20 protein-coding genes and 1 riboswitch are annotated in these 19,458 nt (G+C 64.5%); of the genes, 8 read left to right on the forward strand and 12 right to left on the reverse strand.

The annotated features are described in order from the left end of the window. The 5 genes from ACLV8F_RS23605 to ACLV8F_RS23625 all read right to left on the reverse strand — a co-directional run. Positions 1 to 499: PfkB family carbohydrate kinase (locus ACLV8F_RS23605; RefSeq protein WP_411886633.1), on the reverse strand; the 499-nt coding region annotated here is incomplete at its 3' end. A gap of 134 nt (positions 500 to 633) precedes the next feature. Then, positions 634 to 1,425, reverse strand: a complete 792-nt coding sequence (locus ACLV8F_RS23610) for an amino acid ABC transporter ATP-binding protein (RefSeq protein WP_411886634.1) — start codon at positions 1,423 to 1,425, stop codon at positions 634 to 636. Positions 1,426 to 1,517: 92 nt separating this feature from the next. Continuing rightward, positions 1,518 to 2,327: a transporter substrate-binding domain-containing protein gene (locus ACLV8F_RS23615; RefSeq protein ID WP_411886635.1), complete on the reverse strand. Its 810-nt coding sequence runs from the start codon at positions 2,325 to 2,327 to the stop codon at positions 1,518 to 1,520. 51 nt (positions 2,328 to 2,378) lie between these two features. After that, positions 2,379 to 3,032 (reverse strand): amino acid ABC transporter permease, encoded by a 654-nt coding sequence (locus ACLV8F_RS23620; protein WP_411886636.1) that lies wholly within the window; start codon positions 3,030 to 3,032, stop codon positions 2,379 to 2,381. A gap of 17 nt (positions 3,033 to 3,049) precedes the next feature. Further along, on the reverse strand, positions 3,050 to 3,721 hold the full coding sequence (locus ACLV8F_RS23625; RefSeq protein ID WP_411886637.1) for an amino acid ABC transporter permease: 672 nt from the start codon (positions 3,719 to 3,721) through the stop codon (positions 3,050 to 3,052). Between the two features lie 256 nt (positions 3,722 to 3,977). Next, positions 3,978 to 4,134, forward strand: a riboswitch (FMN riboswitch). Positions 4,135 to 4,224: 90 nt separating this feature from the next. On the opposite strand from ACLV8F_RS23625, the gene ACLV8F_RS23630 reads away from it, so the two are divergent. Beyond that, positions 4,225 to 4,740 (forward strand): 6,7-dimethyl-8-ribityllumazine synthase, encoded by a 516-nt coding sequence (locus ACLV8F_RS23630; protein ID WP_411886638.1) that lies wholly within the window; start codon positions 4,225 to 4,227, stop codon positions 4,738 to 4,740. Between the two features lie 38 nt (positions 4,741 to 4,778). Here ACLV8F_RS23630 and parC read toward each other — a convergent pair whose 3' ends face one another. From parC to ACLV8F_RS23645, 3 genes are all read right to left on the reverse strand, one after another. After that, positions 4,779 to 7,133, reverse strand: coding sequence for a DNA topoisomerase IV subunit A (gene parC / locus ACLV8F_RS23635; protein WP_411886639.1), 2,355 nt, complete (start codon positions 7,131 to 7,133; stop codon positions 4,779 to 4,781). Positions 7,134 to 7,298: 165 nt separating this feature from the next. Continuing rightward, complete coding sequence (locus ACLV8F_RS23640) at positions 7,299 to 8,174, reverse strand: lytic transglycosylase domain-containing protein (protein ID WP_411886640.1); 876 nt, start codon at positions 8,172 to 8,174, stop codon at positions 7,299 to 7,301. Further along, positions 8,174 to 10,144, reverse strand: a complete 1,971-nt coding sequence (locus tag ACLV8F_RS23645; protein WP_411886641.1) for a DNA topoisomerase IV subunit B — start codon at positions 10,142 to 10,144, stop codon at positions 8,174 to 8,176. The genes ACLV8F_RS23640 and ACLV8F_RS23645 overlap by 1 nt, the downstream gene beginning before the upstream one ends. Positions 10,145 to 10,334: 190 nt before the next feature. Here ACLV8F_RS23645 and ACLV8F_RS23650 point away from each other — a divergent pair, with 190 nt between their 5' ends. The 6 genes from ACLV8F_RS23650 (at position 10,335) to ACLV8F_RS23675 (ending at position 16,102) form a co-directional block, all read left to right on the forward strand. Beyond that, the gene (locus ACLV8F_RS23650) at positions 10,335 to 11,555 is read left to right on the forward strand and encodes an MFS transporter (protein WP_411886642.1); all 1,221 of its coding nucleotides are present in this window, start codon (positions 10,335 to 10,337) and stop codon (positions 11,553 to 11,555) included. Between the two features lie 187 nt (positions 11,556 to 11,742). After that, positions 11,743 to 12,555 carry an SDR family oxidoreductase gene (locus ACLV8F_RS23655; RefSeq protein WP_411886643.1) on the forward strand — a complete coding sequence of 271 codons (813 nt, stop codon included), beginning with the start codon at positions 11,743 to 11,745 and terminating at the stop codon, positions 12,553 to 12,555. Continuing rightward, positions 12,552 to 13,133 carry a class I SAM-dependent methyltransferase gene (locus ACLV8F_RS23660; RefSeq protein WP_411886644.1) on the forward strand — a complete coding sequence of 194 codons (582 nt, stop codon included), beginning with the start codon at positions 12,552 to 12,554 and terminating at the stop codon, positions 13,131 to 13,133. Before ACLV8F_RS23655 ends, ACLV8F_RS23660 begins: the two co-directional genes overlap by 4 nt. Before the next feature lie 92 nt (positions 13,134 to 13,225). Then, positions 13,226 to 14,110 carry a 4-hydroxy-tetrahydrodipicolinate synthase gene (gene dapA, locus ACLV8F_RS23665; protein ID WP_411886645.1) on the forward strand — a complete coding sequence of 295 codons (885 nt, stop codon included), beginning with the start codon at positions 13,226 to 13,228 and terminating at the stop codon, positions 14,108 to 14,110. Positions 14,111 to 14,197: 87 nt separating this feature from the next. Then, complete coding sequence (gene bamC / locus ACLV8F_RS23670; RefSeq protein ID WP_411886646.1) at positions 14,198 to 15,286, forward strand: outer membrane protein assembly factor BamC; 1,089 nt, start codon at positions 14,198 to 14,200, stop codon at positions 15,284 to 15,286. A gap of 42 nt (positions 15,287 to 15,328) precedes the next feature. After that, positions 15,329 to 16,102, forward strand: a complete 774-nt coding sequence (locus tag ACLV8F_RS23675; protein ID WP_411886647.1) for an MBL fold metallo-hydrolase — start codon at positions 15,329 to 15,331, stop codon at positions 16,100 to 16,102. Positions 16,103 to 16,170: 68 nt separating this feature from the next. Here ACLV8F_RS23675 and ACLV8F_RS23680 read toward each other — a convergent pair whose 3' ends face one another. The 3 genes from ACLV8F_RS23680 to ACLV8F_RS23690 form a co-directional block, all read right to left on the reverse strand. Beyond that, on the reverse strand, positions 16,171 to 16,401 hold the full coding sequence (locus ACLV8F_RS23680) for a hypothetical protein (RefSeq protein ID WP_411886648.1): 231 nt from the start codon (positions 16,399 to 16,401) through the stop codon (positions 16,171 to 16,173). Positions 16,402 to 16,613: 212 nt separating this feature from the next. Further along, positions 16,614 to 17,126: a hypothetical protein gene (locus ACLV8F_RS23685; RefSeq protein WP_411886649.1), complete on the reverse strand. Its 513-nt coding sequence runs from the start codon at positions 17,124 to 17,126 to the stop codon at positions 16,614 to 16,616. 45 nt (positions 17,127 to 17,171) lie between these two features. Next, positions 17,172 to 18,392 (reverse strand): JmjC domain-containing protein, encoded by a 1,221-nt coding sequence (locus ACLV8F_RS23690; RefSeq protein WP_411886650.1) that lies wholly within the window; start codon positions 18,390 to 18,392, stop codon positions 17,172 to 17,174. A 14-nt stretch (positions 18,393 to 18,406) separates the two neighbouring features. Between ACLV8F_RS23690 and ACLV8F_RS23695 the strand changes: the two genes are divergently transcribed. Next, complete coding sequence (locus tag ACLV8F_RS23695) at positions 18,407 to 18,931, forward strand: FKBP-type peptidyl-prolyl cis-trans isomerase (protein ID WP_411886651.1); 525 nt, start codon at positions 18,407 to 18,409, stop codon at positions 18,929 to 18,931. A gap of 70 nt (positions 18,932 to 19,001) precedes the next feature. Here ACLV8F_RS23695 and ACLV8F_RS23700 read toward each other — a convergent pair. Then, on the reverse strand, positions 19,002 to 19,458 hold a 457-nt coding region (locus ACLV8F_RS23700; protein WP_411886652.1), incomplete at its 5' end, for a glycine zipper 2TM domain-containing protein.

Below are 19,458 nucleotides of genomic sequence, written 5' to 3' on the forward strand. Positions count from 1 at the left end.
CGGCGCGCATCACGTCCAGCGTCTTGTGCGCGGCCTGCAGGCTGGTCGCGGAGATGGCGGCGAACACGCCGGTGGCGTGCAGGTGGCGCGCCGAACGCAGCCAGTCTTCGTCGACGTCGGCGGGCGCCATGTGGCTGGCGGCCGAGCCCTTGCGGTGGTATTCCACCGGGGGATCGCTGCCGTCGGTAACGCGCCCCTTGAACTGGAAGCCGGTGCGCTGCGATGCGTCGCAGATCACATGCGAGCAATCGATGCCTTCGGCTTGCATGGTGGCCAGCAAGGCGCGGCCCATGGAGTCGGTGCCCAGGCGGCTGGCCCAGCCGACCTTCAGGCCCAGGCGCGACAGGCCGATGGCCGCATTGGTTTCGGCGCCTGCCGTGCGCTTGAAAAAAGACGTGGCGTTCTCAATCGGGCCCGGCTTGTCGGCAACCAGCAGCAGCATGGCTTCACCGAACAGGGCAACGTCGAAGGCGGAAGCTGGAGGGGTGGGTGATGTCATGGTTCAGCGTTGCGGATGTAGGCGGTTTTCGCGCGAAGGGTGGCAACGGCGCCGTCACCGGTCAGGGGAATTCAAGGGCACGCGGCCGGGCCTGGCCATACCGCACCAGGGCAGTGAAACCAGGGCGGCCTCCGTCAATGCCCCTGGTGCGAGCTGAGGATCTGGCCCAGGAACTGGCGTGTTTTTTCGTGTTGCGGCTTGCTGAAGAACTCGGCGGGAGGCGCCTGCTCGACGATGCTGCCTTCGGCCATAAAAATCACGCGGTCGGCCACGCTGCGGGCAAAACCCATTTCATGCGTGACGCAGAGCATGGTCATGCCGTCTTCGGCCAGGCCGATCATGGTGTCCAGCACTTCCTTGACCATCTCCGGGTCCAGCGCCGACGTGGGCTCGTCGAACAGCATGATCTTGGGCGACATGCACAGCGCGCGCGCAATGGCCACGCGCTGCTGCTGCCCTCCGGACAGCTGGCTGGGGTACTTCTTCGCCTGTTCCGGAATGCGCACGCGCGTGAGGTATTTCATCGCGACCTCTTCCGCCTCGGCCTGGCTCATGTTGCGCGAGCGCATGGGCGCCAGCGTGCAGTTCTCCAGGATGGTCAAGTGCGGGAACAGGTTGAACTGCTGGAACACCATGCCGACTTCGGCGCGCACGGAGTCGACGTTTTTGCCGCCTGCCGTGAGGTCTATGCCGTCCACGACGATGCGGCCCTTCTGCACGGTCTCCAGCCGGTTGATGCAGCGGATCAGCGTGGACTTGCCGGAGCCCGACGGCCCGCAAATCACGATGCGCTCACCGGCCCGCACGCTCAGGTCTATGCCCGCGAGTACCTGGAACTCGCCATACCATTTGTTCACCGCTTCCATGCGGATGATGGGTTCGGCGTTGCCGTCCTGCCCGGTCGGTGTGCTGGCTTTTTCCGTCATGCTCTCTGCTTTCAATCTTTTCAATCTTTCAACTGTTCAGCACCCTTCGCCCGCCGCGCGGCGGGCGAAGTTCAGTACCTTACCCAGTCAGCTCAGTTCAGCTTGGGCAGGTCGGCGCCCAGCCACTTCTGGTAGAGCTTGTTGAGCTCGCCGTTGGCGGTGTTCTTGGCGACGAATTCGTTGACGCTTTTCAGCACGTCGTCCTGGCCGGGGCGCACGGCGATGCCCATGGCCTGTTGCACCAGGGTGAACTTGTTTTCATAGGTGTTGGCGGGTGCGCGCTTGGCGATCTGCGCCGCGACGGTGACCGAGCAGCCGATCGCATCAACCTGGCCCGACAGCAGCGCCTGCATGGCGGATGCGTCGTCGTCAAAGCGGCGGATTTCGGTGCCTTCAGGCGCTGCCTTGGTCACCGCGATGTCTTGCGTCGACGCACGGGCCACACCCACGCGCAGCGGCTTCAGGTCGGCGGCCGACTTGATGGTGGTGGCGGTTTTGCCGTAGAGCACGATGGTGGCGGCGGCATAGGGATGCGAGAAGTTGACCTGCTTGGCGCGCTCGGGCGTGATGGCCAGCGAGGCCACCAGCAGGTCGACCTTGTTGGTCAGCAGGAAGGGAATGCGGTTGGGGCCGGTGACGGGGACGATGTTGACCTTGATGCCCCAGTCCTTGCCCAGCAGTTTCGCCACGTCGGCGTCGTAGCCGTCGGGCTGGTTTTGCGCGTTGGTGGTGCCGTAGGGCGGGAAGTCCACCAGCATGCCGATGGTGATCTCGCCTTTTTTCTTCAGGTCCGCGACGGATTGGGCGGCGGCGAAAGGCGCGAATGCGGTCAGCGCGGCGCCCAGGCTCAGGGCGGCGATGGCGCCGGTGGCAAAGCGGCGGTTGGTGAGGGAACGGGTCATGTCAAAGTCTCCTTGGGTTTGCGGGGAACGGGAACGGAATAAGGAATGGGGTCAGCGCGCCGTCGCCAGGGCCTGGCGGCGCTCCATGCGCGCGGCCAGCAGCGACAGCGGCCAGCAGATCACGAAATAAATCGCGGCCACGCTGGTGAACACATAGAGCGGCTGGAAGGTGGCGTTGTTGATGATCTGCCCGGCGCGCGTGATTTCGGCAAAACCGATGATGGCGGCCAGCGAGGTGCCCTTGATGATCTGCACCACATAACCCACGGTGGGCGGCACGGCGATCTTGAAAGCTTGCGGCAGGACCACGTAGCGCATGCGCGAGAAGTACTTGAGGTTGAGGGCTTTGGCGGCCTCGACCTGGCCGGCCGGGACGGCCTCGATGCAGCCGCGCCAGATCTCCGCCAGGAAGGCCGCGCTGTTGAGGATCAGCGCCGCGCCGGCGGCAATCCATGGGTTGATGTCCAGCCCGAGGATAGGCGCGCCGAAAAAGATCAGGAAGAGTTGCAGCAGCAGCGGCGTGCCCTGGAACACCTGGATGTAGGCCACGGCGGCGCCGCGCAGCGGCTTGTTGTCGGAGGTGCGCGCGAGCGCCATCACCAGGCCCAGCAGCGCGCCGCCTATGAAGGCGATGGCCGACAGGGCCAGCGTCCACTTGGCCGCTTCAAGGATGAAAAGGAATTCAGGAAAACCGAAGGTACGCATGTGTGTTTCCTCCGGGCCTATCGGCGGTCCGGGTAGTTGAGCGTGTGCCGGTAGATCAGCTTGAACAGGCCCGAGAACGCCAGCGCCAGCGCCAGGTAAATCGCGGCCACCACGATGTAGATCTCAAAGCTGCGGAAGGTTTGCGACTGCAGGTTGGCGGCGACCGAGGTCAGGTCGTCGGCCGAGATCACCGACACCACGGCCGAGCTGAGCATCAGCAGGATGAACTGGCTGGTCAGCGCCGGGTAAATCGCCTTGAGCGCGGGCTTGATGATGACAAAGCGGAAGATTTCCCAGGGCTTGAGGTTGAGCGCGCGGCCCGCCTCGATCTGGCCCTTGGGAATGGACTCGATGCCGGCGCGGATGATTTCCGTGGCGTAGGCGCCGAGGTTGATCACCATGGCCGTGAGCGCGGATGTGTAGGGCGACCAGCGCAGGCCTATGGCCGGCAAGGCGAAGAAAAAGAAAAACAGCTGGACCAGGAACGGGGTGTTGCGGATCACCTCGATGTAGGCGTTGATGACAAAGCGCAGCCAGGCCGGCCCGGAGGTCTTGCCCCAGGCGCACACGATGGCGACGACGAGGCCCAGCGCCGTGGCAATGAGGGATAGCTGGATGGTGATCCACGTGCCTTTGAGCAGCAGCGGCCAGGCGGCAAAAACGGCATCGAACTGGAATTGGTAATTCATGAACAGGGGCCTGCGCAGTTCAGTTCGACCTGATCGCACGCGGTTTCAATCAAAGAGCTGATTGTATGAAACCGGTTTCAGGCGCCCACAGGGGAAACCCGGATATCCCCACACGCGGGAGCCCTATTGGCCCTATTGCGTTGGCGCGCCTCTCAAACCCGTCAAACCCGCACAGCCCGACGGGGCAGCCGGCCCGCGGCGGGCGTCGCCATCCCGCGCGGCTTAAACTTCAGCGGTCCCGGCCTTTGTGCCGGGGCAGCGTTCTCAGGGCGGGGTGAAATTCCCCACCGGCGGTGTTTGCAGGCAACTGCATCAGCCCGCGAGCGCCCGCCCCTCTTCACCGAGGGGCGGGGTCAGCAGATTCGGTTCAACTCCGAAGCCGACGGTCACAGTCCGGATGAAAGAGAGCGCGATGCAAACGGCTGTGCCGTGGGCGCCTGCGCGCTCACGGCCGGCCGCAGGCTCGTGCGCCCTGATTCTGGTAACACCTACAGAGGCCATCCATGAGTCAGACAAACAGTTCAGTTGCTTCCCCTTCCGCCATGCATTCCGCTGGCGCTCCCAAGGCACGTTTCGCCTTTATCCAGTCGTCCTGGCACGAAGACATCGTGGACCAGGGGCGCGGCGCTTTCCTCGCCGAAATGGCCAGGCAAGGCGTGGGCGCCGAATCCATAGACACCTTTGAAGTGCCGGGCGCCTTCGAGATCCCGCTGCACGCCAAAAAACTCGCGCAGTCGGGCCGTTATGCGGGCATCGTCTGCTGCGGGCTGGTGGTGGACGGCGGCATCTACCGCCATGAGTTCGTCGCCGATGCGGTCATCAGCGCGCTGATGGGCATACAGCTGGAAACCGGCGTGCCGGTGTTTTCAGCGGTGCTGACGCCGCAGCATTTCCATGAGCATGAAGAGCACCGCAGGTTCTTCACCGCGCACTTCCTGACCAAGGGCAAGGAAGTGGCGCAGGCCTGCCTGGAAACGGTGGCGGGCCTGAAGAAACTCGAATCGCTGCTCGCGGCTTGAGATGCAAACGCCCGTAGCACGCAGCTACGGGCCTGCAATTATTCGACGCGCGTGATGCCGGTGGGCTTGAAGCCCAGGTCGGCCGCCTTGCCTTTGCGCGCGCGCGCGGCGCGGGCATTGTTGAGCGTGCGGATTTCCAGCGTTTCCTCGCGCGCCTTGCCGCCGCGGCCTATGCCTTCGATCTTCACGCTGCGGGTGTAAGCTGCCGCGCCGGCCAGGGTGTCCTTGGCTTCGAGGTCGATAAGCATCAGGCCGCGCCCGCCGGCGGACTGCATTTTGAGTTCGCCGATTTCAAAGGTCAGGATGCGGCCGCCCGTGGAGGCGCAGGCCACATGCGTGGCCGGCACCAGGGGCGTGGTGCCGCTGCTGAAGGCGGCGTGCGAAGGCCTGCAGATGGTTTCGCCTTCGGCGCAGCTGATAAAGGCCTTGCCGGCCTTGAGGCGGGACGTCATGTTCTCGACCGTAGCCAGGAAACCGTAGCCGCCGCTGGCGCTGAGCAGCAGCGCGGCATTGGCCGGGCCGGCGAAGTAGTGCACCAGTTGCGTGCCGGATTCCAGGTCGATCAGCGTGGTGATGGGCTGGCCATCGCCGCGCGCGCCGGGCAGCAGGGACACCGGCACCGAATAAATCCGGCCGCGCGAGCCGAAGGCCAGCAGGGTGTCGACGGTGCGGCATTCATAGGTGCCGTAGAGGCCGTCGCCGGCCTTGAAGGCAAAGCCCGCCGGGTCATGGCCATGGCCGCTGCGCGCGCGCACCCAGCCCCTGTCGCTGATGACCACGGTCACGGGTTCGTCGAGCACCTTGACTTCGAGCACGGCTTTTTTCTCGGCCTGGATCAGCGTGCGGCGCGGGTCGGCGAACTGCTTGGCGTCGGCCTCAATCTCCTTGATCAGCAGGCGCTTGAGCGCCGCCGGGCTGCCCAGGATTTCCTCGAGCTTTCCCTGCTCTTCACGCAGGGTCTTGAGCTCCTGCTCGATCTTGATGGCTTCCAGCCGTGCAAGCTGGCGCAGGCGGATGTCGAGAATGTCATCGGCCTGGATGTCGGTCAGCCTGAAGCGCGCAATCAGCGCAGCCTTGGGTTCGTCCGACTGGCGGATGATGGCGATCACTTCATCGATGTTGAGCAGCACCAGCTGCCGCCCTTCGAGGATGTGGATGCGGGCCAGCACTTTGTCGAGGCGGTACTGCGAACGCCGCTGCACCGTGGTCTGGCGGAACTCGATCCATTCGGTCAGCATCTGGCGCAGGTTTTTCTGCGTCGGCCTGCCGTCCAGCCCGACCATGGTCAGGTTGATGGACGAGGAGCTTTCCAGGCTGGTGTTGGCCAGCAAGGTGTTAATGAGTTCGGACTGGCTGATCTTGCTGGTCTTGGGCTCGAGCACCAGGCGCACGGCGGCGTCCTTGCTGGATTCGTCGCGCACCACGTCGAGCACGGCCAGCACGGTCTGCTTGAGCTGCACCTGGTCCTGGCTCAGGGCTTTTTTACCGGTCTTGATTTTCGGGTTGGTGATCTCTTCGATCTCTTCCAGCACTTTTTGCGTGCTTACGCCGGGCGGGAGTTCTGTGACCACCAGTTGCCACTGGCCGCGTGCCAGTTCTTCAATCTTCCACCGCGCACGCACCTTGAGTGAACCACGGCCGGTGTTGTAGGCCGCCGCGATTTCAGCCGCGCTGGAGATGATCTGCCCGCCACCGGGGTAGTCGGGCCCGGCGATCAGCGCATAAAGTTCTTCATCGGCCAGCTTGGGCGTCTTGATCAGCGCGACGCAGGCATCGGCCACTTCGCGCAGGTTGTGGCTGGGAATTTCAGTGGCCAGGCCCACGGCAATGCCGCTGGCGCCGTTGAGCAGCGCAAATGGCAGGCGTGCCGGCAACAGTTTGGGCTCCTCCGTGGTGCCGTCATAGTTCGGCATGAAATTGACGGTGCCCTCATCAATTTCGTCAAGCAGCAGACGCGCGATCGGGCTCAGGCGCGCCTCGGTATAGCGCATGGCGGCCGCGCCGTCGCCATCACGGCTGCCGAAATTTCCCTGGCCGTCGATCAGCGGGTAGCGCAGGCTGAAATCCTGCGCCATCCGCACCAGCGCGTCGTAAGCGGCGGTATCGCCGTGCGGGTGGAAATTGCCCAGCACATCGCCTACCACCTTGGCGCTTTTGCGCGCCTTCGGGCCAGAAGGCGCGGCATTGGTGAACGACAGCCCCATCCGGTGCATCGCGTACAGAATGCGGCGCTGCACCGGTTTCTGGCCGTCGCAGACGTCGGGCAAGGCCCGGCCCTTGACGACGCTGAGGGCGTATTCAAGGTAGGCCCGCTGCGCGTACGCGGCGAGCGAATCCTGGTCTGCGGGTTCGGGAGGAAGGGGGGCGACTGCGTCCGGTGTAAAGAGATCCATCGTGAATTTGAATTGGCTGCTGGGTCAGGTTAGGCCGGGCCGGTGCGCACTGGCGCGGCCGGTACAGGATTGCGAAAGTTACGAAAGAAAAATCGGGGAGAGCCGCTTTCGGGCTGCCGGTCTTGGGATTTCCGGGGATGCCGGCGAAGCGCCAGGTGCACCGCCTCAGTTCCGCTCGGGTGCAGCCTCTGGCGAGGCGGTGGACGCGACCGTGGTCGGCACCATGTTGCCGCGGCCCGTGCTGCCGCCCATCATCTCCATGCGGACGCGACCGCCGCCGGACCCGCCCATCATGCTGGGCGGCTTGAGGTGGTTGTAGAGCTGCATCACGGTCTTGACGTAGTTTTTGGTTTCGGGGTAATTGGGAATCTTGTTGCCCGCGCGCTGCACGGCGCCCTCGCCGGCGTTGTAGGCGGCAATCGCCAGCTCGAGCTGGCCGGGGAACATGGCGATCAGGTCGCTGAGGTAGCTGGAGCCGGCCCGGATGTTGGTCTTGGGGTCGGTGAGTTTTTTGTGGACCGTGGAATCCTTGCTGGCCCGCACGCCATAACGCTCGGCCGTGGGCGGAATCAGCTGCATCAGGCCGACCGCGCCCTTGGGCGAGACGGCCTGGGTGTTGAAGCCCGATTCGGTGGCGATCAGCGCCTGCAGCAGTTCGTAGTCGATGCCGTGCGTGGCGGAAGCTTCGCGCAGCAAATGCTTGACGGCTTTGTAATTGGGCGACACGTCGAAGTAAGCCAGCAGCTTGGGCGGCGCGGCGGCCACGCCGGTGGCGCGGTTGGCGCCGCTGCCCACGGCCCGGCCGCTTCGGGCGGTGTTGTCGCCGGCGCTGAAGCTTTCGCCGCCGCGGAAGAACAGCTCATAACGCTCATCGAGCCGGGCCGCCGAAAAGTGCGCGATGCCGTCTTTGTCGACATAGCCCCAGATGTCGGCGTGCGCGGGCGCCGCGAACAGTGCGGCCAGGCCCATGGCCATGAGGGGCAGGCCCAGCGCGCGCAGGGGCCGCCGCAAAAAGGAATAAAAAATCTCAGGCAGTTTCATCAAATATCAATTTCCACGGCATCGCCGTGCAACTCCATCAGTTCGCGGCGCGCCGCAGCTTCGCCCTTGCCCATCAGCTTGGTGATCAGGGTCTCGGTTTGCAGGAAATCCTGGTTGCCCAATTGCACGGGCAACAAACGGCGGGTATCCGGATTGAGTGTGGTTTCCCAGAGTTGTTCCGCATTCATTTCGCCCAGGCCCTTGAAGCGGCTGATACTCCAGGCGCCTTCGCGCACGCCGTCCTTGCGCAATTTATCCAATATGGCGGTCAATTCGCCTTCATCAAGGGCATAGACCTTGGAAGCCGGCTTTTTACCGCGCGCGGGCGCATCCACCCGGAAAAGCGGCGGCCGCGCCACATAGACATTACCCGATTCGATCAATTTAGGGAAATGGCGGAAAAACAGGGTCAACAGCAGCACCTGGATATGGGAGCCGTCCACATCGGCGTCGCTCAGGATGCAGACCTTGCCGTAGCGCAGGCCGGAAAGGTCGGGGGTGTCGTTCGGGCCGTGCGGGTCGACGCCGATGGCGACCGCGATGTCGTGGATTTCGGTGTTGGCGAACAGGCGGTCGCGCTCGACCTCCCAGGTATTGAGCACCTTGCCGCGCAGCGGCAGGATGGCCTGGCTTTCCTTGTCGCGCCCCATTTTGGCGCTGCCGCCGGCCGAATCGCCCTCGACCAGGAAGACTTCGTTGTGCGCCAGGTCGCGGCTTTCGCAGTCGGTCAGCTTGCCGGGCAACACGGCGACGCCGGAACCCTTGCGTTTTTCGACCTTCTGGCCGGCCTTCTGGCGGGTTTGGGCGGCCTTGATGGCGAGTTCGGCCAGCTTGCGGCCGTAGTCGACGTGCTGGTTGAGCCACAGCTCCATGGTGGGCCGCACAAAGCTGGAAACCAGCCGCACGGCATCACGGGAATTCAGGCGTTCCTTGATCTGGCCCTGGAATTGCGGGTCCAGCACCTTGGCGCTCAGCACGTAGCTGGCGCGGGCAAAAACGTCTTCGGGCAGCAGCTTGACGCCCTTGGGCAGCAGCGAATGCAGGTCGATAAAGCTCTTGACGGCATTGAAGAGGCCGTCTCGCAGGCCGCTTTCATGGGTGCCGCCGGCGCTGGTGGGGATCAGGTTGACGTAGCTCTCGCGCACCGGCTGGCCGTCTTCGGTGAAGGCCACGCACCACTGAGCGCCCTCGCCTTCGGCAAAGCTGTCGTGCTGGGCGTCGGCAAAGCCTTCGCCTTCGAACATCGGGATGACCGGGTCGCCCGTGAGCGTCTGCATCAGGTAGTCGCGCAGGCCGCCTTTGTAAGACCAGGTCTGGGTGTCCTTGGTCTTCTCGTTGGTCAGCGTGACGGTGACGCCGGGCATGAGCACGGCCTTGCTGCGCAGCAAATGCGTGAGCTCGGCCATGGGCAGTGCCGACGACTCGAAGTACTTGGCGTCGGGCCAGGCGCGCACGGTGGTGCCGGTCTTGCGGTCGCCTTCGCCGTTTTTGCGCAGGTCCAGCTTTTCGATGACGTCGCCGCCCGAGAACACCAGGCGGGCGACCATGCCTTCGCGGTAGGAGGTGACTTCCAGCCGTTTGGACAGCGCGTTGGTCACGCTGACGCCCACGCCGTGCAGGCCGCCCGAGAAGCTGTAGGCGCCGCCCTTGCCCTTGTCGAACTTGCCGCCGGCGTGCAAGCGGGTGTAGACGATCTCGATGACCGGCACCTTTTCTTCCGGGTGCAGGCCGAAGGGAATGCCGCGGCCGTCGTCGTCGATGCTGACCGAGCCGTCGGTGTGCAGCGTGACCTTGATCTTCTTGCCGTGGCCGGCTAGGGCCTCGTCGGCGGAGTTGTCCAGCACCTCCTGGATGATGTGCAGGGGGTTGTCGGTGCGCGTGTACATGCCCGGGCGCTGCTTGACGGGCTCCAGGCCCTTGAGCACGCGGATCGAGCCTTCGGAATAATCGTTGGGTAGTTTGTCGGCCATGGCAGATGAAAGAATTGGCGCAATTGTAGTCCGGGCCGCAAAAGTCACTGTATGAACGTACAGCCCGACTAATCCGAACGCCGGAACGAAGAAGCCTCGCGGCAACGCTTCGCCATTTTCGTTACAGTCGAAGGATCGCGCGCTTCCCGCCATTTCGCAGTCTTTTTTCGCCGCCTGCGGCGGCCCAGCCATGACTACCGACACCAAAAAACTCTCGATGCTCCAGGTGCTGATCTGCGGCGCCACCATCGTCACGCTGTCCATGGGCATACGCCACGGCTTCGGGCTGTGGCTGCAGCCCATCACCCAGGCCCAGGGCTGGACGCGCGAGACCTTTGCCTTCGCGCTGGCGGTGCAGAACCTGTCCTGGGGCGTGTTCGGCATCTTCGCCGGCATGGCGGCCGACCGCTTCGGCGCTTCCCGCGTGATCGTGGTGGGCGCCTTGCTGTACGCGCTGGGCCTGGTGGGCATGGCGCTGTCGCCCACGGGTTTCCTGTTCACCATGACGGCCGGGGTGCTGATAGGCGCGGCGCAGGCCGGCACCACCTACGCCGTCATTTACGGCGTGATAGGCCGCAACATCTCGGCCGACAAACGCTCCTGGGCCATGGGCGTGGCCGCGGCGGCGGGTTCCTTCGGCCAGTTCCTGATGGTGCCGGTCGAAGGTTTCCTGATCAGCGGCCTGGGCTGGAAAGAAGCGCTGCTGGTGCTCAGCGGCGCGGTACTGCTGATTGCCCCGCTGGCGCTGGGCCTGCGCGAAGGCGGCTTTGCCGGCGGCCAGCCCGCCAAACGCGAGCAGACCATAGGCCAGGCGCTGCGCGAGGCCTTCAAGTACCCGAGCTTCCAGCTGCTGATGGCGGGCTACTTCGTCTGCGGCTTCCAGGTGGTGTTCATCGGCGTGCACATGCCCAGCTACCTCAAGGACAAGGGCTTGTCGCCGCAAGTGGCCAGCTACGCGCTGGCGCTGATCGGCCTGTTCAATGTCTTCGGCACCTACATTGCCGGCTCGCTGGGCCAGAAAATCGCCAAGCGGAAAATCCTGGCGACGATTTACCTCTCCCGCGCGGTGGTGATCGCCGTGTTCATCGCCGCGCCTTTGAGCCCGCTGAGCGTCTACATCTTCGCCAGCCTGATGGGCCTGCTGTGGCTGTCGACCATCCCGCCGACCAATGCCGTGGTGGCGCAGATCTTCGGCATCCAGCATTTGTCGATGCTGGGCGGCTTTATTTTCTTCAGCCACCAGATCGGCTCTTTCATGGGCGTCTGGCTGGGCGGCTATTTATATGACCGCACCGGCAGCTACGACATCGTCTGGTACATCGCCATCGCGCTCGGTGTGTTTGCCGCCCTGGTGAACCTGCCGGTGCGCGAGGCACCGATTGCACGCGGCGGCGTGCCGCAAGGGGCCTGAGATGGCCAGAAAAGCCGGCCTGTGGGCGCTCGCGGTCATCGCGTCGCTGGGGGTGTTTGCCCTCTACACACGGCCGGAATTCCTGTTCACACTCGCCAACCAGCTCTGGGCCTGCTTCTAGGAAAGCGCGTCTTGACGCGGCAGGGGTGACGGGGACTGCCACCCCAACAGAACGGGAGACAACAACATGAAAACCATCATCATCACCGGCGCATCGGACGGCATAGGCGCCGAAATGGCGCGGCAGCTGGCCAAAACCCACGGCGCCGGCGTCGCGCTGGTGCTGGCGGCACGCAATGAAGCGCTGCTCCACGAGGTCGCCGGCCAATGCGCCGCGCTCGGCGCGCAGACCCTGGTCGTCAAGACCGACGTGTCCGTCGAGTCCCAGTGCCGCCACCTGGTGGACGCCGCCGTCGGCCGCTTCGGGCACATCGACGCGCTGATCAACAACGCCGGCATGTCGGCCCAGGCCCTGTTCGAGGACGTCAAAGCTCATGACCTGGGTTGGTACGAACAGCTGATGCGCATCAACCTCTGGGGCAGCGTCTGGTGCACCCATGCCGCCTTGCCGTATTTGAAGCTGCGCCACGGCAGCATCGTGGCCGTGTCCAGCCTGGCCGGGCTGATCGGCGTGCCGGGGCGCACGGCCTACAGCGCCACCAAATTCGCCATGGTGGGCTTTTTTGAGGCGCTGCGCGCCGAAATGAAAGGCGCGAGGGTCAGCGTGACCACCGCCTACCCGGGCGTGGTCGCCACCCACATCCGCCACCGCGGCTTCAACGCGTCGGGCGTGGCCGCGGGCGCCAGCGGGCTCAAGGAAGACGACGCCATGAGCGTGGAGGAATGCGCCCGGCTGATCCTGCAAGGCATGGCACGCCGGGACCGCGAGGTCGTCATGACGGCCAAAGGCAAGCTGGGCCGCTGGCTCAAGCTGATCGCGCCGGGCCGGGTCGAGTCCATGGCGCTGGCCGCGCTCAAGGACGAGGTGAAACCACTTTGACCGGGCCCAAGCCCGATGGAACGGAGCCGCCCTCCGCCTGGGTGCAGCGCTGGTCGCACCTGGTCCCCGAGCGCGGCACGGTGCTGGACGTCGCCTGCGGGCACGGCCGCCACGCCCGCTGGTTTCAGCGGCGAAACCATCCGCTGGTCCTGGTGGACCGCTCGCAGGAGGCCATCGATTTCATCGCGGCATCCATGCCTGCGCAGGCATTCGAGGCCGTGGTCGCCGACATTGAAGCCGGACCCTGGCCTTTTGCGGGCCGCCGGTTCGACGCGGTTGTGGTCACAAATTACCTCTGGCGCCCGCTTCTGCCCACGCTGCTGGCCAGCCTGGCGCCGGGCGGGGCGCTGATTTACGAAACTTTTACGCAAGGCAACGAGACCGTGGGCAAGCCGTCGCGGCCCGATTTTTTGCTGCGCACCGGCGAATTGCTGGAAATCTGCTCGGGCCTGCGGGTGGTGGCCTTCGAGGAGGGGTTCCATGAAAACCCGCCGCGCTTCGTCCAGCGCGTCGCCGCCGTCCGCGAAGCCGCCGCGACTGCGGGTTTGCCCGCCCCGCCGCGCTACTTCCTGTCTTAGGCTCTGGGTAGAATGCAGGATTGGCTTTTGGGAGCCGGCCGGCGGCTATTGCGGCCAAGCCCTCCTCAGCCGCGAACGTTTACAAGCAAAGCATGAAACCCATTACTGGCAGCATCGTTGCACTGGCAACACCCTTGCATGATGACGGCAGCGTAGATTACCCCACCCTCCGCAAACTGGTGGACTGGCACATCGCTGAGGGCACCGACTGCATAGGCGTGGTCGGCACCACCGGCGAATCCCCGACCGTCAACGTCGAGGAGCACTGCGAAATCATCCGCGTTTCAGTCGAGCAGGCGAAAAAACGCGTGCCCATCATGGCCGGTTGCGGCGCCAATTCGACCGCCGAAGCGATCGAACTCGCCAGGTTCGCCAAACAGGTGGGCGCCGACTGCCAGTTGCAAGTCGTCCCCTATTACAACAAGCCCACCCAGGAAGGCCAGTACCGCCATTTCAAGGCGATCGCCGAAGCCGTCGGCGACCTGCCCACCGTGCTGTACAACGTGCCCGGCCGCAGCGTGGCCGATATGGCGCATGCCACCGTGCTGCGCCTGGCCCAGGTGCCCGGCATCGTCGGCATCAAGGAAGCCACCGGCAACATCGAGCGCGCGCAGTGGCTGATCAAGGAAGTCCCCAAGGGCTTTGCCGTGTATTCGGGCGACGACCCGACCGCCGTGGCGCTCATGCTCTGCGGCGGCCAGGGCAACGTCAGCGTGACGGCCAACGTGGCGCCACGCCTCATGCACGAACTGTGCGTCGCCGCCGTGGCGGGCGACACCCGACGCGCCATGGAACTGCAGCTCAAGCTGCTGCCGCTGCACAGAAACCTGTTTATCGAGGCCAACCCGATTCCCGTCAAGTGGGCCATGGCCCGGATGGGTCTTTGCGGCGGCACGCTGCGCCTGCCCATGACGCCGCTGGAGACATCGAACGAAGCGGCCGTGGAAAGCGCATTGCGCGCCTGCGGCCTGATTTGATTTGCCTGATCTGATTTTTAAGGGAACCCCCAAGTGAAGATATCGCCAACACGTCCTGCATTTTCAAAAGCCCGGAGCGCGGCAGCCGTGTCCGCACTGCTTGCCCTCGCCCTGCTCGCCGGCTGCTCCTCCATCAGGGATGTGATGGAGGGCGAGCGCGTCGACTACAAAACCAGCGGCGCGAAGGGTCCTTCCCTGGACGTTCCTCCCGACCTGACCCAGCTCAGCCGCGAAACGCGTTATGTGGTGCCCGGCACGGCCGTGTCCGCCAGCAGCTACCAGACAGCCCAGCCCACGCAGGCCGTGCAGACGGCCGCCACCGCTGTCGGCGACGTGCGGATTGAACGCTCGGGCACGCAGCGCTGGCTCGTCGTGAACCGCCCCGCCGACAAGCTCTGGAGCCCTGTTCGCGATTTCTGGCTCGAAAGCGGTTTCCTGCTGTCGCAGGACCAGGAAAACCTCGGCATCATGGAAACCGACTACGCCGAGAACCGCGCCAAGCTGCCGCAGGACTTTATCCGCAGCGCGCTGGGCAAGGTATTTGACGGCCTCTATTCCACCGGCGAGCGCGACAAGTTCCGCACCCGGCTGGAACGCCGCCCCGACGGCGGCACCGAAATCTACGTGAGCCATCGCGGCATGGTGGAAGTCATCACCGGCGCGAAGAACAGCACCGCCGCCGGCGACAGCACGCTCTGGCAGCCCCGCCCCGCCGATCCGGAACTGGAAGCCGAATTCCTGCGCCGCCTGATGGTCAAGCTGGGTGTCACGCAAGAGGAATCCAGGGCCCTGGTAGCTGCGGGCGCCACCAAGCAGACATCCCGCATCGCCACGGTCAACAACCTGCCCGTCGTGCAGATCGACGAAGGTTTTGAACGCGCCTGGCGCCGCGTCGGCCTGGCACTGGACCGCACCGGCTTCACCGTCGAAGACCGCGACCGCAGCCAGGGCACCTACTTCGTGCGCTACGTCGAGCCCGTCACGAAGACCGAGCCCGGCTTCTTCAGCAAGCTGTTCAGCGGCTCACCGGCCGCCGTGCCGCCCCTGAAGTACCGCATCGCCGTCAAGAGCCAGGGCGAAAGCACCACGGTCTCCGTCCTCAATGCCCAGGGCGCCGCCGAATCGTCGGCCAATGCCCAGCGCATCGTGCAGGTGATCGCCGACGACCTCAAGTAATCCGGGCCCGCCGCCCGAGCCCGAACTGCGATCGCGACGCCCATGTTGAGGTTCAAAAGCCTGGGCAGCGGCAGTTCGGGAAATTGCACCGTGGTCGAATCCATGGGGATCGCGCCCATGCGCATCCTCGTCGACTGCGGGCTTGGACTCAAGCACCTCACTTCCCGGCTGGGCGAGGCCGGGCTGCAACCTGAAGACATCCATGCGGTGTTCATCACGCACGAGCACGGCGACCACATCGGTTGCGCCAGGTCACTCTCGCTGCGTTATCGCATTCCCGTCTGGATGAGCCACGGCACGCATGCCGCCATCGGCGCGCCGGATTTCGACGGTTTGCTGCACACCGCCCGCGACGGCACAGCCATCGACCTGGGGGGCATGCGGATCACGCCATTCACGGTACCGCATGATGCCAGGGAACCCCTGCAGCTCACCTGCACCGATGGCTCGGCGAAGCTCGGCATCCTGACGGACCTTGGGCACGCCACGGCGCATGTGATGGAACATTTGACGGCGTGCGACGCCTTGATGCTCGAATGCAACCACGACAGCGACATGCTGGCGCGGTCTTCCTATCCGCCCTTTTTAAAGCGGCGTGTGGGCGGCCAGTACGGCCATCTCTCCAACACCTCGGCGGCGGAGATCGCGCGTGCCGTCATTCATGGGGGTTTGAAGCACTTCGTGGCCTCGCACCTGAGCGCGCAAAACAACCGGCCCGCACTGGTCCAGGAATTGATGGCCGAGGCGCTGTCCTGCGGCGCGAACGACATCGTTGTGGCAAGGCCCGACGTCGGTACTCCCTGGCTTCACATCTGAGCCGCGCCGACAAACTGGCGGCCATAAAAAAGCCGCCTCGCGGCGGCTTTTTTAAACTCGCTGAAGAATTACTTCGCAGCGCTGGCAGCAGCAGTGGCAGCGGCGGCGGCAGCTGCGTCAGCAGATGGGGCGGCGGCTGGTGCGGATGCGTCAGCAGCAGGTGCGGCTGGTGCGGATGCGTCGGCAGCAGGTGCTGGAGCGGCGGCGGCTGGCGCAGCTGCTGGAGCTTCTTCTTTTTTGCCGCAAGCAGCCAGTGCAATAGCGGCAACGATGGCTGCCAAAACGAGAGACTTGTTCATTTTTACGATCCTTGGTGATATTTAAGAAAACAATTTCCGGAAATTGCCAAAAGAAACCCAAACCGGAATTCAAGTTATTTTTGACCGGGGAAAGGACTCGAGCTCTTTCTACCCAGCTTTAAATTATATGCCGGATAGCACAAGTCCGGATAACCCTGAGACGACAAACAAGCCCACTGACGGCCCGCTTACAGCGTATGACAGCATGAATGCTAGAGCCCCAGTGTGGTCGCGGGAAAGGCCGGTGAGCTTTTCAGCAAACGCTCGTTCAGCCGCTCCCTCAAGGCGACGCGCCGGGCCGGCTCGGACCCGGCGACACCCGTGCAACGCTGCAGGTCCAGGCGCTCAAAGACCCAGCCGGGGCCCAGCAAGGCGCTGGGCGTTTCATCGGCGGCGGCCGATGCGCTGGCGCGGCATTCCACGATGTGCGCCCAGGTCCGCCGCCATGTCACAAAGCGCGCATGCTTTCTAAGCACTTCGTCGTAATTCCCGGCCAGCATGGTGAACTTGCGGCCGGTTTTGGACCAGTCGTTCAAGGCCTGCACCACCACACGCTCCCCCAGCGGCCAGTCTTCGAAATCCGGGTCGCACACGATGATTTCGCGCCAACCCTGCTGCGCCGCCACGGAAAAAGCCTGGCGAATCATGTCCGTGAACTCCGTGCGTCCGGTGAACCGGCCTTCCGGCAAGGCTTGCGGCGGGGTGGGTGATGTTTCGGTGTCCATGAAGCGTCTCCTTGGCAAGGGTGGCAAAACAGATGATGGCCAGAATCAGGAATCCGCGGGTGCCGATTGGCGCAACCAGCCGGCGTCATGCCAATCCGCGAGCAGCGCCATCGCGGAGGCGCCGGCTTTTCGCAACTCCTGCGGCGCCAGGCTTCGGCTGTCGGCCAGGCGGCGCATCAGGGTGGCGTCAGCGCCTTTGGCCCGGTAGCTTTCACCGTTGATAAACACATGGTCGGCGTCATACATCATGCGGGTGCGCGCATCCAGCTGAACGCCGGCTCGCCCCGCACGTGCGGCGTGCTCATCCCATTCCTGCGCGGCTTCGTCAAACCACACGGAAGGCTTGGGCTCGGTCATGTACTCGCCGAGGGCGCAGCCCAACGCCAAGGGGTCTTTGAGCGCGTCCTGGACGGCCTGGCTGGCGAAGATGGCCAGGTCCGCCGGCAACGCGGCCGGGGTGGCCGTCGCTTCCTGGCCCGGGTCGCGGTACAGGTCGGGCGCCTTGGCGCCACGGCGGCCGCGAGAGGCGCCCTCCTCCTCATCATCATCGTCACCGAATTCAGCCAGGCGCTGCAGCAATTCCGCGGCCAGCTCACCGCGCCCCGGCGCCCTGAAGCCGATGGAGTAGGTCATGCAGTCGGCCGCCTTGCCGTCACCGGCAACGGCTGCTTCGGCGATGCCGTCATGCGCATAACGCGGCGGCAGGTAGAGCATGTCGCCCGCCTCGAGCACAAACTCCTGCTCGGGCTCAAAATTCTGCAATATCTTCAACGGCACGCCTTCCTGCAGGCTCAGGTCTTTTTGCCGCCCTATCTTCCAGCGCCGCCGCCCGCTGGCCTGCAGCAGGAAAACGTCATAGCTGTCGAAATGCGGCCCCACGCCGCCGCCCGCGGTGGCAAACGAGATCATCAAGTCGTCAAGCCGCGCATCGGGAACAAAACGGAACTGCTGCAGCAGCGCATGCGCCCCCGCGTCATGCAGGTCCACGCCCTGCACCAGCAAAGTCCAGGCTTTCTGGCTCAGCGGCGGCAGGCCTCGTGAGGCAAAAGGCCCCTGCTTCATGCGCCAGCCCTTGGCCTGCTGGACGATGAGGCGCGACTCCACCTGTTCGCCGGCTGCCAGCTTGAACAGCGCGGCGCGGCTGAGCACAGGCTGGAATCCAGGCAGGGCCTGGCGCACGAGGAGCGGCTTTTTTTGCCAGTGCCGACGCATGAATTGCGCCGGGCTCAGGCCGGCAAGGAGCGCTAGTGGTTGGTTTACATCCATGGGACAATTGTCGGATGAAAATCACCCCGCAATGCGTCGTAGCCCTGACATGGACGCTGAAAGACACCCTGGGCGATGTGCTGGACGAACTGGACGAACCGATCGAGTTCCTGCTGGGCGGCGACGACCTGCTGGCCAAGGTCGAAGAAGCCCTGCAAGGCCATGAAGCCGGCGACAAGCTTGAGCTGCACCTGGAGCCCGAAGACGCCTTCGGCGACTACGACGAAAACCGTGTGTTCCTGGAGCCGCGCAAAATTTTCCCGGCCGAACTTGAAGAAGGCATGACCTTCGACGGCGCCGCCCTCCCCAAGGGCGGGAGTGGGCAGGCACCGGCTGAACACATCTACACGGTGACCGAAATTTATCCCGACCACGTGGTGCTTGACGGCAACCATCCGCTGGCGGGCATCGCCATCCGGCTGGCGCTCAAGGTCGAATCCGTGCGCGAAGCCACCGAAGACGAAATCGGCCAGGGCTCACTGGGCACCGGCTTCTTCAAGCTTGAGCCGCTGACGCCCGGAAGCGGCACCCTTCACTGAGCGAGCGCACAAAAAAAGGGGCGGAGCCGGTGGTACCGGCGCCGCCCCTTGCCTTTTCAGGGCTTCCTGCTTACATGCGGTACAGCAGGCCGTTCTCAATCCTCACGCGGTCGCCAATGCGCAGGTCGCCGGTGGACGGCACGTCATAGGCACGGCCGGTGCCGTTGTCGAGCGTCACAGACACACGATAGGTTTCACGCACCGTGGCGTTATTGCGGTTATTCTCGATCGCATTGCCGGCGACGGCGCCGCCGACAGCGCCAACCACGGTCGCAACATCTTTACCGGTTCCGCCGCCGATCTGGTGGCCCACCACGGCGCCGGCAACGCCGCCCAGGATGGCGCCTATGCCCGAACTGCGGGCTTGTTCCGGCGTGCGGAACACTTCCACGTTGCTGACGCGTCCGTACTCGGTATAACGGTTCTGGTTTTGCTGGTTGGCCGGATAAGTACCAGCGGGGTAGGTGCCGGCAGGATAGGTCTGGTTAGGGTAGCTGGCGGTGTTCGGATAGGTCGCGGGATAGTTC

Source organism: Polaromonas sp. YR568 (assembly GCF_943369675.1).
In the GTDB taxonomy this organism is placed as follows: domain Bacteria; phylum Pseudomonadota; class Gammaproteobacteria; order Burkholderiales; family Burkholderiaceae_C; genus Polaromonas.

Coding starts and splice junctions, on each gene's coding strand:
- ACLV8F_RS23625 (WP_411886637.1), bottom strand. CDS start 3,721: ATGAATTACCAATTCCAGTTCGATGCCGTTTTTGCCGCCTGGCCGCTG.
- ACLV8F_RS23650 (WP_411886642.1), top strand. CDS start 10,335: ATGACTACCGACACCAAAAAACTCTCGATGCTCCAGGTGCTGATCTGC.
- ACLV8F_RS23640 (WP_411886640.1), bottom strand. CDS start 8,174: ATGAAACTGCCTGAGATTTTTTATTCCTTTTTGCGGCGGCCCCTGCGC.
- ACLV8F_RS23655 (WP_411886643.1), top strand. CDS start 11,743: ATGAAAACCATCATCATCACCGGCGCATCGGACGGCATAGGCGCCGAA.
- ACLV8F_RS23630 (WP_411886638.1), top strand. CDS start 4,225: ATGAGTCAGACAAACAGTTCAGTTGCTTCCCCTTCCGCCATGCATTCC.
- ACLV8F_RS23680 (WP_411886648.1), bottom strand. CDS start 16,401: ATGAACAAGTCTCTCGTTTTGGCAGCCATCGTTGCCGCTATTGCACTG.
- ACLV8F_RS23695 (WP_411886651.1), top strand. CDS start 18,407: ATGAAAATCACCCCGCAATGCGTCGTAGCCCTGACATGGACGCTGAAA.
- ACLV8F_RS23615 (WP_411886635.1), bottom strand. CDS start 2,327: ATGACCCGTTCCCTCACCAACCGCCGCTTTGCCACCGGCGCCATCGCC.
- ACLV8F_RS23685 (WP_411886649.1), bottom strand. CDS start 17,126: ATGGACACCGAAACATCACCCACCCCGCCGCAAGCCTTGCCGGAAGGC.
- ACLV8F_RS23610 (WP_411886634.1), bottom strand. CDS start 1,425: ATGACGGAAAAAGCCAGCACACCGACCGGGCAGGACGGCAACGCCGAA.
- ACLV8F_RS23690 (WP_411886650.1), bottom strand. CDS start 18,392: ATGGATGTAAACCAACCACTAGCGCTCCTTGCCGGCCTGAGCCCGGCG.
- ACLV8F_RS23645 (WP_411886641.1), bottom strand. CDS start 10,144: ATGGCCGACAAACTACCCAACGATTATTCCGAAGGCTCGATCCGCGTG.
- dapA (WP_411886645.1), top strand. CDS start 13,226: ATGAAACCCATTACTGGCAGCATCGTTGCACTGGCAACACCCTTGCAT.
- ACLV8F_RS23620 (WP_411886636.1), bottom strand. CDS start 3,032: ATGCGTACCTTCGGTTTTCCTGAATTCCTTTTCATCCTTGAAGCGGCC.
- ACLV8F_RS23675 (WP_411886647.1), top strand. CDS start 15,329: ATGTTGAGGTTCAAAAGCCTGGGCAGCGGCAGTTCGGGAAATTGCACC.
- parC (WP_411886639.1), bottom strand. CDS start 7,133: ATGGATCTCTTTACACCGGACGCAGTCGCCCCCCTTCCTCCCGAACCC.